Annotated in this window: 10 protein-coding genes; 9 read left to right on the top strand and 1 reads right to left on the bottom strand. The window is 62.5% G+C overall.

The genetic code is table 11. The features are described 5' to 3' along the window. Positions 1-69: 69 nt before the first annotated feature. Positions 70-960: a LysR family transcriptional regulator gene (locus tag PSH86_RS20870; RefSeq protein WP_109754595.1), complete on the bottom strand. Its 891-nt coding sequence runs from the start codon at positions 958-960 to the stop codon at positions 70-72. Positions 961-1,115: 155 nt separating this feature from the next. Here PSH86_RS20870 and leuC point away from each other — a divergent pair, with 155 nt between their 5' ends. From leuC to PSH86_RS20825, 9 genes are all read left to right on the top strand, one after another. Beyond that, entirely contained in the window at positions 1,116-2,534 is a 1,419-nt protein-coding gene (gene leuC / locus PSH86_RS20865) for a 3-isopropylmalate dehydratase large subunit (protein WP_003179747.1), read from the top strand. 11 nt (positions 2,535-2,545) lie between these two features. Continuing rightward, complete coding sequence (gene leuD / locus PSH86_RS20860; protein ID WP_109754597.1) at positions 2,546-3,190, top strand: 3-isopropylmalate dehydratase small subunit; 645 nt, start codon at positions 2,546-2,548, stop codon at positions 3,188-3,190. 133 nt (positions 3,191-3,323) lie between these two features. Continuing rightward, positions 3,324-4,088, top strand: coding sequence for a class I SAM-dependent methyltransferase (locus PSH86_RS20855; protein WP_109754598.1), 765 nt, complete (start codon positions 3,324-3,326; stop codon positions 4,086-4,088). A 54-nt stretch (positions 4,089-4,142) separates the two neighbouring features. Then, complete coding sequence (leuB, locus tag PSH86_RS20850) at positions 4,143-5,225, top strand: 3-isopropylmalate dehydrogenase (RefSeq protein ID WP_109754599.1); 1,083 nt, start codon at positions 4,143-4,145, stop codon at positions 5,223-5,225. A gap of 54 nt (positions 5,226-5,279) precedes the next feature. Then, the gene (gene asd / locus PSH86_RS20845; protein WP_109754600.1) at positions 5,280-6,392 is read left to right on the top strand and encodes an aspartate-semialdehyde dehydrogenase; all 1,113 of its coding nucleotides are present in this window, start codon (positions 5,280-5,282) and stop codon (positions 6,390-6,392) included. Between the two features lie 264 nt (positions 6,393-6,656). After that, positions 6,657-7,667, top strand: coding sequence for an aspartate-semialdehyde dehydrogenase (locus tag PSH86_RS20840; protein WP_109754601.1), 1,011 nt, complete (start codon positions 6,657-6,659; stop codon positions 7,665-7,667). A gap of 210 nt (positions 7,668-7,877) precedes the next feature. Beyond that, positions 7,878-10,475, top strand: coding sequence for a FimV/HubP family polar landmark protein (locus PSH86_RS20835; RefSeq protein ID WP_305484675.1), 2,598 nt, complete (start codon positions 7,878-7,880; stop codon positions 10,473-10,475). Between the two features lie 437 nt (positions 10,476-10,912). Then, on the top strand, positions 10,913-11,737 hold the full coding sequence (truA, locus tag PSH86_RS20830; protein ID WP_109754735.1) for a tRNA pseudouridine(38-40) synthase TruA: 825 nt from the start codon (positions 10,913-10,915) through the stop codon (positions 11,735-11,737). 63 nt (positions 11,738-11,800) lie between these two features. After that, positions 11,801-12,433, top strand: coding sequence for a phosphoribosylanthranilate isomerase (locus tag PSH86_RS20825; protein WP_109754603.1), 633 nt, complete (start codon positions 11,801-11,803; stop codon positions 12,431-12,433). Positions 12,434-12,512 lie beyond the last annotated feature (79 nt).

Genomic DNA, 12,512 nt, shown 5'->3' with positions numbered 1-12,512 from the left:
TTCTGGCGAGCCTTGAGCGGGTTTGGGCATTAAGCACAAGCATCCAAGGCCCTACAGGCGCGGCACAACCTATGCCTTTGTCCCTGGCAAATCGATTTGTGCGTCCAGTAAGGCCATGAAAGCCCGTGCGGCGTTCGACAGCGTCCGTTCGGTGTGCAAGATATAGCCTAGCTGGCGACTGAGTTGTATGCCCGGCAAAGGAATGCGCGCCACCTGTTCGTCGAGCATGGTGCGCGGCAAAACGCTCCAGGCCAGGCCGATGGAGACCATCATTTTTATCGTTTCCAGGTAATTCGTGCTCATGGCGATGTTCGGTGTCAGGCCCTGGGCCTCGAACAGCCGTCGCACGATGTGATGGGTAAAGGTGTTGCCCCCCGGGAAAACCGCCGGATGCAAGGCAATGTCCGCCAGGCTGACCGCGCCGTTTTCCAGTAATGCATGCTCGGGGGCGACCACGAAATCCAGGGGGTCGTCCCACACCGGCGTGGCCCTTACCAGCGTGTGGGGTTCGGGGGCGAGGGTGATGACGGCCAGTTCGGCCCGGCCATGGAGGATTTCTTCGTAGGCCACTTCCGAATCCAGAAACTGAATGTCCAGTGCCACCTGGGGGTAGCGGCGGGTGAACTCCCTGAGTAGAGGCGGCAGGCGGTGCAGGCCGATGTGGTGGCTGGTGGCGAGCGTCAGGCGCCCGGTCACTTCGCCAGTCAGGTTGGTCAGGGCGCGGCGGGTGTCGTCCAGCACATTGAGGATTTGATAGGCCCGTGGCAACAGGGCCCGGCCGGCCTCGGTCAGGCCCACTTCACGGCCCAGGCGGTCGAACAGGCGCACCTTGAGTTGTTGTTCGAGGCCGGCAATGCGCTTGCTGATGGCCGGCTGGGTCAGGTGCAGGCGTTCGCCGGCGCCGGAGAAACTGCCCGTCTCGGCGATGGCAATAAAGGCATTGAGATTGGCGAGGTCCATGGCGGTTCCGGTCGAATTCCACTTGGTTATGCAAAGTATAAAAAATATGAATTTGAGTTATTTAATGTAACCCCATAGGATCAGCCTCACAAGCCAAGGGGTTATTGATTCGTTCAGGCCCGGGGCATAGAAACAAGCTGATGAGGAACCGTCTGATGGCCGGCAAAACGCTCTACGACAAGCTCTGGGATTCGCATTTGGTCAAGCAGCGCGACGATGGCTCGGCGCTGATCTACATCGATCGTCACATCATCCACGAAGTGACGTCGCCGCAAGCCTTCGAAGGCCTGCGCCTGGCCGGGCGCAAGCCGTGGCGCATCGATGCCAACATCGCGACCCCGGACCACAACGTACCGACCACGCCGGAGCGCAAGGGCGGCATTGAAGCCATTGCCGACCAGGTCTCGCGTCTGCAGGTCCAGACCCTCGACGATAACTGTGACGAATATGGCATCGTCGAATTCAAGATGAATGACGTGCGCCAAGGCATCGTCCACGTCATCGGCCCGGAGCAGGGCGCGACCTTGCCGGGCATGACCGTGGTCTGCGGCGACTCGCACACCTCGACCCACGGTGCCTTCGGCGCCCTGGCCCATGGCATCGGCACCTCCGAGGTGGAGCATGTGCTCGCCACCCAGTGCCTGGTTGCCAAGAAAATGAAGAACATGCTGGTGCGCGTCGAGGGCAAGTTACCGTTCGGCGTGACTGCCAAGGACATCGTCCTGGCGGTGATCGGCAAGATCGGTACCGCGGGTGGTAACGGCCACGCCATCGAGTTCGCCGGCAGCGCGATCCGCGACTTGTCCGTCGAAGGCCGCATGACCATCTGCAACATGTCCATCGAGGCTGGCGCTCGCGTTGGCCTGGTGGCTGCCGATGAAAAAACCGTGGAATACGTCAAGGGCCGTCCGTTTTCGCCGAAAGGCGCGGAATGGGACCTGGCGGTCGAGGCCTGGAAAGACCTGGTCTCCGATGCCGATGCCAAGTTCGACACCGTGGTCGAGCTCGACGCGACCCAAATCAAGCCGCAAGTCAGCTGGGGCACTTCGCCGGAAATGGTGCTGGCGGTGGACCAGAATGTACCGGATCCGGCCAAGGAAATGGACCTGGTCAAGCGTGACTCCATCGTCCGCGCCTTGAAATACATGGGCTTGAGCGCCAACCAGGCGATCACCGACATTCAGCTCGACCGCGTGTTCATCGGTTCCTGCACCAACTCGCGGATCGAAGACCTGCGCGCCGCGGCGGTGATCGCCAAGGGCCGCAAAGTTGCCTCGACGATCAAGCAGGCCATTGTGGTGCCGGGCTCGGGCCTGGTGAAGGCCCAGGCCGAAGCGGAAGGGCTGGACAAGATTTTCCTCGAGGCCGGTTTCGAGTGGCGCGAGCCAGGGTGCTCGATGTGCCTGGCGATGAACCCGGACCGTTTGGAGTCGGGCGAGCATTGCGCCTCCACCTCCAACCGTAACTTCGAAGGCCGTCAGGGCGCCGGTGGCCGTACGCACCTGGTGAGCCCGGCGATGGCCGCGGCGGCGGCTGTCAACGGCCGTTTCGTCGACGTCCGCGAATTGATCTGAAGGAGCGCAGCATGAAAGCTTTTACCCAGCACACCGGTCTTGTCGCGCCTTTGGATCGTGCCAACGTCGACACCGACCAGATCATTCCCAAGCAGTTCTTGAAGTCCATCAAGCGCACCGGCTTCGGCCCGAACCTGTTCGACGAATGGCGTTACCTGGATGTCGGCCAGCCGTACCAGGACAACTCCAAGCGGCCGTTGAACAAGGATTTCGTGCTCAACGCCGAGCGTTACCAAGGCGCCAGCGTGTTGCTGGCCCGGGAGAACTTCGGCTGTGGTTCCAGTCGCGAGCACGCGCCGTGGGCCCTGGAAGAATACGGTTTCCGCAGCATCATCGCGCCGAGCTACGCCGACATCTTCTTCAACAACAGCTTCAAGAACGGCTTGCTGCCGATCATCCTCAGTGATGCTGAGGTGGATGAGTTGTTCCAGCAGGTCGAAGCCAACCCCGGCTACCAGCTGAAAATCGACCTCGCGGCCCAGACCGTGACTCGCCCCGACGGCAAGGTGTTGGGGTTCGAGATCGATGCGTTTCGCAAACATTGCCTGCTCAACGGCCTGGATGACATTGGCCTGACCTTGCAGGACGGCGAGGCGATTGCCGCGTTCGAGGCCAAGCATCGGGCGAGCCAGCCTTGGTTGTTTCGCGATGCTTGATTTTGCGTAAGGCGTAACGACGCCATCGCGAGCAGGCTCGCTCCCACAGGGATTTTCTTTACGCCGCAAATCCAATGTGGGAGCGAGCCTGCTCGCGATGAGGCCAGAACAGACACAGCCAAAAGGAAGTTCCATGACCAGCACCGCCCACAGTCAGGTTGTACAAAAGCAATTCGGTGAACAGGCCTCGGCCTATCTGAGCAGTGCCGTGCACGCCCAGGGCGCTGAGTTCGCGCTGCTACAGGCTGCGCTGGCTGGCCGTGGCGATGCCCGTGTGTTGGACCTGGGCTGTGGCGCCGGCCATGTGAGTTTCCACGTGGCGCCGCTGGCCGGTGAAGTGGTGGCCTATGATTTGTCCCAGCAGATGCTCGATGTGGTGACTGCGGCGGCCGCGGAGCGGGGCCTGGGCAATATCAGCACGGTGCGCGGTGCCGCCGAGCGTTTGCCCTTCGCCGACGGTGAGTTCGACTTCGTGTTCAGCCGCTATTCGGCGCATCATTGGAGTGACCTGGGCCTGGCGTTGCGGGAGGTGCGTCGGGTGCTCAAGCCGGGCGGGATGATGGCGTTCATTGACATCCTGTCGCCGGGCACGCCGTTGCTGGACACCTACTTGCAAAGCATCGAAGTGCTGCGCGACACCAGCCATGTGCGCGATTATTCGGCCGGCGAGTGGTTGCGCCAGGTCAGCGAAGCGGGGTTGCACACCCGCAGCACCTCACGCCAGCGCCTGCGCCTGGAGTACCACTCCTGGGTCGAGCGCATGCGTACCCCCGAGGTGATGCGTGCGGCGATTCTCCAGCTGCAGCGTTCGATGGGTGATGAAGTGCGTGAATATTTTGAGATTGAGGCCGATGGTTCGTTCAGTACAGATGTACTGGTGCTGTGGGCCGAGCGGTAGCATTTTTCCCGGCCAGCGCCAGAGGCCTGTGTCGACAGAGCAAACGAGGAAAGCATGAGCAAGCAGATTCTGATTCTCCCAGGTGATGGCATTGGCCCGGAAATCATGGCCGAAGCGGTCAAGGTCCTGGAGCTGGCGAACGACAAGTACAGCCTGGGCTTCGAACTCAGCCACGACGTGATCGGCGGCGCGGCCATCGACAAGCATGGCGTGCCCCTGGCCGACGAGACCCTGGACCGTGCCCGTGCCGCCGATGCCGTGCTGCTGGGTGCCGTGGGCGGCCCGAAATGGGACAAGATCGAACGCGACATCCGCCCCGAGCGCGGCCTGCTGAAAATTCGCGCGCAACTGGGCTTGTTCGGCAACCTGCGTCCGGCGATTCTTTACCCGCAACTGGCCGATGCATCGAGCCTGAAGCCGGAAATCGTCTCGGGCCTGGACATCCTCATCGTTCGCGAGCTGACCGGCGGCATCTATTTCGGCGCCCCGCGTGGCACCCGCGAGCTGGATAATGGCGAGCGCCAGGCCTACGACACCCTGCCGTACAGCGAAAGCGAAATCCGCCGTATCGCCCGGGTCGGCTTCGACATGGCCCGCGTGCGTGGCAAGAAGCTGTGCTCGGTGGACAAGGCCAACGTGCTGGCCTCCAGCCAATTGTGGCGCGAAGTGGTCGAGCAGGTGGCCAAGGATTACCCGGACATCGAACTGAGCCACATGTACGTCGACAACGCCGCCATGCAACTGGTGCGCGCGCCGAAGCAGTTCGACGTGATCGTCACCGACAACATGTTCGGCGACATCCTGTCCGACGAAGCGTCGATGCTCACCGGTTCCATTGGCATGCTGCCGTCGGCTTCCCTGGACGCCAACAACAAGGGCATGTACGAGCCATGCCACGGTTCGGCGCCGGACATCGCCGGGCAGGGCATTGCCAACCCGTTGGCGACCATCCTGTCGGTGTCGATGATGCTGCGTTACAGCTTCAACTTGAACGATGCCGCCGACGCGATCGAAAAAGCCGTCAGCGTGGTCTTGGACCAAGGCTTGCGTACCGGTGATATCTGGTCGCAAGGTTGTACCAAAGTCGGTACGCAGCAAATGGGCGATGCAGTAGTCGCCGCGCTGCGGAATCTGTAATCTTTCGGGCCCACTGCTTCGACGGTGGCCCACTTTTGTATAGGTGTAGTTGCGATGAAACGTGTAGGTCTGATCGGTTGGCGCGGCATGGTCGGTTCCGTGCTCATGCAGCGAATGCTGGAAGAGCAGGATTTCGATCTCATTGAGCCGGTGTTTTTCACCACTTCCAATGTCGGTGGCCAGGGCCCATCCGTGGGCAAGGACACCGGTGTGCTCAAGGATGCCTACAGCATTGACGAGCTCAAGACCCTCGACGTGATCCTGACCTGCCAGGGCGGCGACTACACCAGCGAAGTATTCCCCAAGCTGCGTGAAGCCGGCTGGCAGGGTTACTGGATCGACGCCGCCTCCAGCCTGCGCATGCAGGACGATGCGGTGATCATCCTCGACCCGGTCAACCGCAAGGTCATCGACCAGCAGCTGGATGCGGGCACCAAGAACTACATCGGCGGCAACTGCACTGTCAGCCTGATGCTGATGGGCCTGGGCGGCTTGTTCGAAGCCGGGCTGGTGGAGTGGATGAGCGCCATGACTTATCAGGCGGCATCCGGTGCTGGTGCGCAGAACATGCGTGAACTGATCAAGCAGATGGGCGCGACCCACGCCGCCGTCGCCGATGACCTGGCCAACCCGGCCAGCGCCATCCTCGACATCGACCGCAAGGTCGCCGAGGCGATGCGCAGCGATGCCTACCCGACCGAAAACTTCGGCGTACCGCTGGCTGGCAGCCTGATTCCGTGGATCGACAAGGAACTGCCTAACGGCCAGAGCCGTGAAGAGTGGAAGGCCCAGGCCGAAACCAACAAGATCCTCGGTCGCTTCAAGAGCCCGATCCCGGTGGACGGCATCTGCGTGCGCATCGGCGCCATGCGTTGCCACAGCCAGGCGCTGACCATCAAGCTGAACAAAGACGTGCCGATAGCCGACATCGAAGGGCTGATCAGCCAGCACAACCCTTGGGTCAAGCTGGTGCCGAACAACCGCGAAATCAGCATGCAGGAGCTGAGCCCGACCAAGGTCACCGGCACCCTGAATGTCCCGGTGGGCCGTTTGCGCAAACTGAACATGGGTTCGCAATTCGTCGGTGCCTTCACCGTCGGCGACCAACTGCTGTGGGGTGCGGCCGAACCGCTGCGTCGCATGCTGCGGATCCTGCTCGAGCGTTGATCGATTGTCGCTGTGAAAGAACCCGCGCCTTGTGAGAGGTGCGGGTTTTTTATTTGGGGGGCGGTTTTGGGATTTTATGCGCCTGAGGCGGCGCCATCGCGAGCAGGCTCGCTCCCACATGGGATCCTTGGTGGCCGCAAAACCTGTGGGAGCGAGCCTGCTCGCGATGGGACCAGCCCAGGCACCGCAAATCCCCCTGCCAATTGCCTGCATACCGACCACCCGGTAAAGTGCCGCTCCCCACGTTTTACCTGAGGTAGACCCATGAGCCAGTCCTTTGATATTGCCGTGATCGGCGCCACCGGTACTGTTGGCGAAACCCTCGTCCAGATTCTCGAAGAGCGGGACTTCCCGGTCGGTAACCTGCACCTGCTGGCCAGCAGCGAATCGGCAGGCAGCTCGGTGATGTTCCGCGGCAAAAACGTGCGGGTGCGCGAGGTCGACGAGTTCGATTTCAGCAAAGTCCAACTGGTGTTCTTCGCGGCGGGCCCAGCGGTGACCCTGAGTTTCGCCCCGCGGGCCACGGCAGCCGGTTGTGCGCTGATCGACCTGTCCGGTGCCTTGCCGCCCGAACAGGCGCCGCAGATCGTGCCGGAAGCCAATGCCCAAGTATTGGCTGGCTTGAACAAACCGTTGCAGGTCAGCAGCCCCAGCGCGTCGGCCACGGCCTTGGCGGTGGTGCTGGCGCCGCTGCGTGAATGCCTCGATCTGCAACGCATCAGCCTGACCGCCAGCCTCGCGGTGTCGGCCCAGGGCCGCGTGGCCGTGAGCGAGTTGGCGCGTCAGACTGCCGAGCTGCTCAACGCCCGTCCGCTGGAGCCGAAGTTCTTTGACCGTCAGATGGCGTTCAACCTGCTGGCCCAGGTTGGCGCGCCGGACGAGCAGGGGCATACGCAGCTGGAAAAACGCCTGGTCCGCGAGTTGCGCCAAGTGCTGAATCAGCCTTTGTTAAAGATTTCCGTCACTTGCATTCAAGCCCCGGTGTTTTTTGGCGATAGCTTTAGCGTGACTGTGCAGTCTGCCAAGGCCGTCGACCTGGCCAAGGTCAACGCGGCTTTGGAAGCGGCGCCCGGTATCGAGCTGGTGGAGGCGGGCGATTACCCGACGGCGGTGGGCGATGCGGTGGGGCAGGATGTGGTCTACGTTGGTCGTGTGCGCGGCGGGATCGACGATCCGGCGGAGCTAAATATGTGGCTGACGTCAGATAACGTGCGCAAGGGCGCGGCGCTCAATGCCGTGCAGGTGGCTGAGTTGTTGATAAAAGACTTGCTGTAAAAGATACTTGGCATCAATTTGTCGAATGATTCTAGCTGGGCGCTATGCTTGGCCGGAGTGCTGAAGGCGAACATCCCTCTGGGGGACTTTCCCGGGGCATGAGTGAAATGATCGCGCGCACCGTCGCATCGGGGCTGCGCGCAATGCCTTACGGCAGCGGCATCAATACCTTCTCGCTGGCCGAGGAATGTTCAAACAAAGGAAGAGGCTATGGTTCAAGTTCGCAAACTGGTGTTAGCAATAGCGGCCGCCTCGGCGCTGTCCTCCGGTATGGCGCAAGCGCTCGGGCTCGGGGAATTGACCCTGAAGTCGACGCCGAACCAGCCCTTGGTCGCCGAGATCGAGTTGCTCGACGTCCAGCAACTGACCGCCGCCGAAGTCGTGCCGAGCCTGGCCTCCCCCGAAGACTTCGCCAAGGCCGGGGTCGACCGCCAGGCCTTTCTCAATGACCTGACCTTCACCCCGGTGATCAACGCCAACGGCAAGAGCGTCCTGCGGGTAACCTCCAGCCGTCCGCTGTCCGAACCCATGGTCAAGTTCCTGGTGCAGGTGATGTGGCCCAATGGCCGTCTGCTGCGCGACTACAGCGTATTGCTCGACCCCTCCAAATTCTCGCCACAGGCCGCCGACGCCGCCCGGGCGAAGCCACCCCAGGTTGTGTCCACACCGGTTACCGGCGCCACCAAGCCTTCCCAGTACACCACCACGCCGCGCGATACCCTGTGGGAAATCGCCGCCAAGGTGCGCAACGGCGGGTCGGTCCAGCAAACCATGCTGGCGATCCAGGCGTTGAACCCGAACGCGTTCATCAACGGCAACATCAACCTGCTCAAGACCGGGCAGGTGTTGCGCCTGCCGGATCCGGTGCAAAGCACGGCGTTGCCGCAACCCCAGGCCATCGCTGAAGTGGCTGCGCAGAACGCCGCCTGGCGTTCGGGACGTCGGGGCGTGGCGGGTGCCGGCAAGCAGCAATTGGATGCCACCAAGCGTGGTCGTGGCGAAGGCGCGCCGGCACAGGCGGCCGGTCGCGACAACTTGAGCCTGGTGTCGGCCGACTCGGCGAAGGCGGGCGGCAAGGGCAAGGGTGCTGCCGGCGATGCCCAGGCGCTCTCCAACAAGCTTGCTGTCACCCAGGAAAGCCTCGATTCGGCGCGCCGGGATAACGAAGAACTGAAAAGCCGCATGGCGGATCTGCAGAGCCAACTGGACAAGCTGCAGCGCCTGATCGAGCTGAAGAACAATCAACTGGCCAAGATGCAGGCCGAGGGCGCCGCCGTTCCGCCAGCCGGCGAGGCGCCTGGGGCGATGTCCGCACAGCTGACGCCTGCGCCAGCGGCACAAGCCCCGGCGACTGCACCGGCACCTGCGCCAGAAGCGACCCCGGAAGCGACACCGCCTGCCGCGCCGGTCGAACCGACGCCTGCCGCGTCCAACGAGCAAAAATACAACGACCTGCTGACCAACCCGATCCTGCTGGGGTTGATTGGCGGCGGTGCACTGCTCCTGCTGTTGCTGCTGTTGTTGCTCGCTCGACGCCGCAAGGCCCAGCAAGAAGCGGAAAAACACTTGCGCATGGCCCGGGCCCTCGAGGAGGAGGCTGACTTCTCCCCGGAGCTCGATCTGCCCCCGAGCAGCTTCGAGGGCATTGAGGTTCCGCCACCCAGCGTAAAACTCGAGCCGAAACCCGCACCCGCGCCTGCGCCGGCCCCCAAGCCAGCCCCGGTGGTCGCGCCTGTGGTGGTCACGCCGCCTATCGCCGCGCCATTGGTGGCTCCGGCCGCCGAGCGTTCCGACGACGTGCTGCCCCAGGCCCAGTCCCATATCGACCGCGGCCGCTTGAACCAGGCAGCCGACCTGCTCGAGCAGGGCATCAAGGCCGAGCCTCAGCGCAGCGACTTGCGTCTGAAGCTGATGGAAGTCTACGGTCAGCAGGGTGACCGCGACGCCTTTGTCGCCCAGGAGCGCCAGCTGGTGGCCAATGGCGAAAACTTCGCCCAGGTCGAACAACTGAAGAGCCGTTTCCCGGCCATGGTGGTCGCCGCTACAGCAGGCCTGGCCGCGGCGACCGTGGCCGCGGAGCTGGATGCGCAGTACGTCAAGGATCTGCTGGAAGACAAGTCGCCAACCGACGAGGAACTCGACAGCGCCTTCGACCTGAGCCTGGATGACCTGGAAACCCCGGTCGCACCGGCCCCCGAGCCTGTCGCGGAGCTGGACGCGTTTCCGGAAGACGACGACCTGAGTTTCGAGTCGGTGCTCAAGCAGCAGACCGAGGCCAACGAAAGCCTGGACGACCTGTCGGAGTTCGACCTGGACCTGGGCGCCGACGCGCCGACGCCGATTCCGGCGCTCGATGACGAAGACTTCCTGCTGGACCTGGACGATGACCTCAAGGGCTTGGACTTGCCTGCGACTGAAACGCCAGCCTTGGCCGATACACCGGCTGACGACCTGGAGCTGCCAGCGGATTTCGATCTGTCCCTGTCCGATGAAATGGATGCCCACGATGCGCCCAAGGACGCCTTCGAGTCCGAGCTGGATGATGTAAACGCCGAGCTGGATCGTTTGTCCGACAGTCTGGGCCAACCGACCTTCACTGCCGAAGATGCCTTGGTCGGCGCTGAAGACGAACCGGACTTCGACTTCCTCAGCGGTACCGACGAGGTAGCCACCAAGCTCGATCTGGCCCAGGCCTACATCGACATGGGTGACAACGACGGCGCTCGCGATATCCTCGGCGAAGTCCTCAGCGAAGGCGACGCGACCCAGAAGAGCGAAGCACAGGAAATGTTGTCGCGCCTGGTCTGAGAGGCTCGGTTCAACAAGAGCGGCAGCCAATGAGGCTGCCGTTTTTGTTTGGGGTTGGGAGGTGATGGTGTTGGGCTAGCCCCATTGCGAGCGGGCTCGCTCCCACAGGTTTTTGTGTGTAGCGCAAAATCTGAATCCAACAGAGCTCTTTGTGGGAGCGGGCTTGCTCGCGAAAGCAGGGTGTCAGTCATGAATTTTTAGCTGGCACACCGTATTCGCGAGCAAGCCCGCTCCCACATGGTATTTGTGTGTTGCGTAAATTCTGAGTCCATCGCCAGCCCCCTGTGGGAGCGAGCCCGCTCGCGATGGCGTCGGCCCGTCCAGCACAGGACTAACGGTTGCACTGGCATCCCGTCCCGACCGCCTTATAATGCCCGCCTTTGCGTACCTCAGCAGGCTGTAATTCCTTGGCAAACATAGACAACCCGGCCGCCGAAATGGCGGCCGACGGCTTTTTCCGGATCGCCTTGGGCGTTGAATACAAAGGCTCGCGCTACCGTGGCTGGCAGCGCCAGGCTTCCGGTGTACTGACCGTGCAGGAAACCCTCGAAAACGCACTGTCCAAAGTCGCCGACTCGCCCGTGTCGCTGCATTGCGCCGGCCGTACGGACGCTGGCGTGCATGCCTGCGGCCAGGTGGTGCATTTCGATACCCAGGTCGAGCGTTCGATGAAGGCCTGGGTGATGGGCGCCAACATCAACTTGCCGCACGACGTCAGCGTCAGTTGGGCCAAGGAGATGCCGGCGCATTTCCATGCGCGCTTCAAGGCCATCGCCCGGCGTTATCGCTACGTGATCTACAACGATCAGATCCGTCCGGCGCACCTGAACGAAGAAATTACCTGGAATCACCGCCCGCTGGACGTCGAGCGCATGGCCGAGGCCGCGCAATACCTTGTCGGCGTCCATGATTTCAGCGCGTTCCGAGCTGGCCAGTGCCAGGCCAAGTCGCCGATCAAGGAACTGCATCACTTACGCGTGACCCGTCACGGCAAGATGATCGTGCTCGACATCCGCGCCAGTGCCTTCCTGCATCACATGGTGCGCAACATCGCCGGCGTATTGATGACCATTGGGGCCGGCGAGCGCCCGGTGGAATGGGTCAAGGAAGTGCTCGACAGTCGTATCCGCCGTTCCGGTGGCGTCACGGCGCACCCGTTTGGCTTGTATCTGGTGCAGGTCGAATATCACGATGAATTCGAGTTGCCACAGCGTTACATAGGGCCACATTTCCTCACGGGCTTCTCGGAACTCGACGGCTGACGCCCCGCGCAGTATTTGCTACCATCCGGGACTTTCACGGATTTGCCTGAGGTTTTAGCCACCATGCCGGTCGTTCGCAGCAAGATTTGCGGGATCACCCGCGTCGAGGACGCGTTGGCGGCGGTCGAGGCCGGGGCCGATGCCATCGGGCTGGTGTTTTACGCCAAGAGTCCGCGGGCGGTGACGGTGCAGCAGGCGAGGGCGATCGTCCAGGCCTTGCCGCCATTCGTGACTCCCGTGGGCCTGTTCGTCAACGCCAGTCGTTGCGAGCTAGGCGAGATTCTCGATGCGGTGCCGCTGGGTTTGTTGCAGTTCCATGGCGACGAGACCCCGGCCGATTGCGAAGGCTGGCATCGTCCGTACATCAAGGCGTTGCGGGTCAAGGCCGGCGACGACATTGCCGCCCGTTGCGAGGCCTTCGCCAGTGCCAGCGGCATTTTGCTGGACACTTATGTGGAAGGTGTTCCTGGCGGTACCGGCGAAGCCTTCGACTGGTCGCTGGTGCCACAAGGCCTGGGCAAACCGATCATCCTGGCCGGTGGCCTGACGGCGGAAAACGTCGCCGCAGCCATTCGTCAGGTTCGCCCTTACGCAGTGGATGTGAGCGGTGGGGTGGAACAGGGCAAGGGCATCAAGGACCCGGCAAAGATTCGTGCATTCATGGCCGCTGTACGCAGTAGCCAGTCGTCAATGTGACGGCTGGCAGACTGCCGCCGTCCATACCAGCACTGTACAAAGCAGGCAGGCGCCGCCTCCGGGTGGGCCGATAACGTAG

It is taken from the genome of Pseudomonas sp. FP2300 (assembly GCF_030687595.1).
Lineage (GTDB): Bacteria > Pseudomonadota > Gammaproteobacteria > Pseudomonadales > Pseudomonadaceae > Aquipseudomonas > Aquipseudomonas bijieensis.
The sequence above is the reverse complement of the archived record's forward strand: the minus strand, read 5'-3'. Positions and strand labels throughout refer to the sequence as shown.

Excerpts from the sequence above, each read along its gene's own strand:
- truA (WP_109754735.1), top strand. The coding sequence starts at position 10,913 with ATGGCGGCCGACGGCTTTTTCCGGATCGCCTTGGGCGTTGAATACAAA.
- PSH86_RS20835 (WP_305484675.1), top strand. The coding sequence starts at position 7,878 with ATGGTTCAAGTTCGCAAACTGGTGTTAGCAATAGCGGCCGCCTCGGCG.
- PSH86_RS20855 (WP_109754598.1), top strand. The coding sequence starts at position 3,324 with ATGACCAGCACCGCCCACAGTCAGGTTGTACAAAAGCAATTCGGTGAA.
- PSH86_RS20870 (WP_109754595.1), bottom strand. The coding sequence starts at position 960 with ATGGACCTCGCCAATCTCAATGCCTTTATTGCCATCGCCGAGACGGGC.
- PSH86_RS20825 (WP_109754603.1), top strand. The coding sequence starts at position 11,801 with ATGCCGGTCGTTCGCAGCAAGATTTGCGGGATCACCCGCGTCGAGGAC.
- leuD (WP_109754597.1), top strand. The coding sequence starts at position 2,546 with ATGAAAGCTTTTACCCAGCACACCGGTCTTGTCGCGCCTTTGGATCGT.
- asd (WP_109754600.1), top strand. The coding sequence starts at position 5,280 with ATGAAACGTGTAGGTCTGATCGGTTGGCGCGGCATGGTCGGTTCCGTG.
- leuB (WP_109754599.1), top strand. The coding sequence starts at position 4,143 with ATGAGCAAGCAGATTCTGATTCTCCCAGGTGATGGCATTGGCCCGGAA.
- PSH86_RS20840 (WP_109754601.1), top strand. The coding sequence starts at position 6,657 with ATGAGCCAGTCCTTTGATATTGCCGTGATCGGCGCCACCGGTACTGTT.
- leuC (WP_003179747.1), top strand. The coding sequence starts at position 1,116 with ATGGCCGGCAAAACGCTCTACGACAAGCTCTGGGATTCGCATTTGGTC.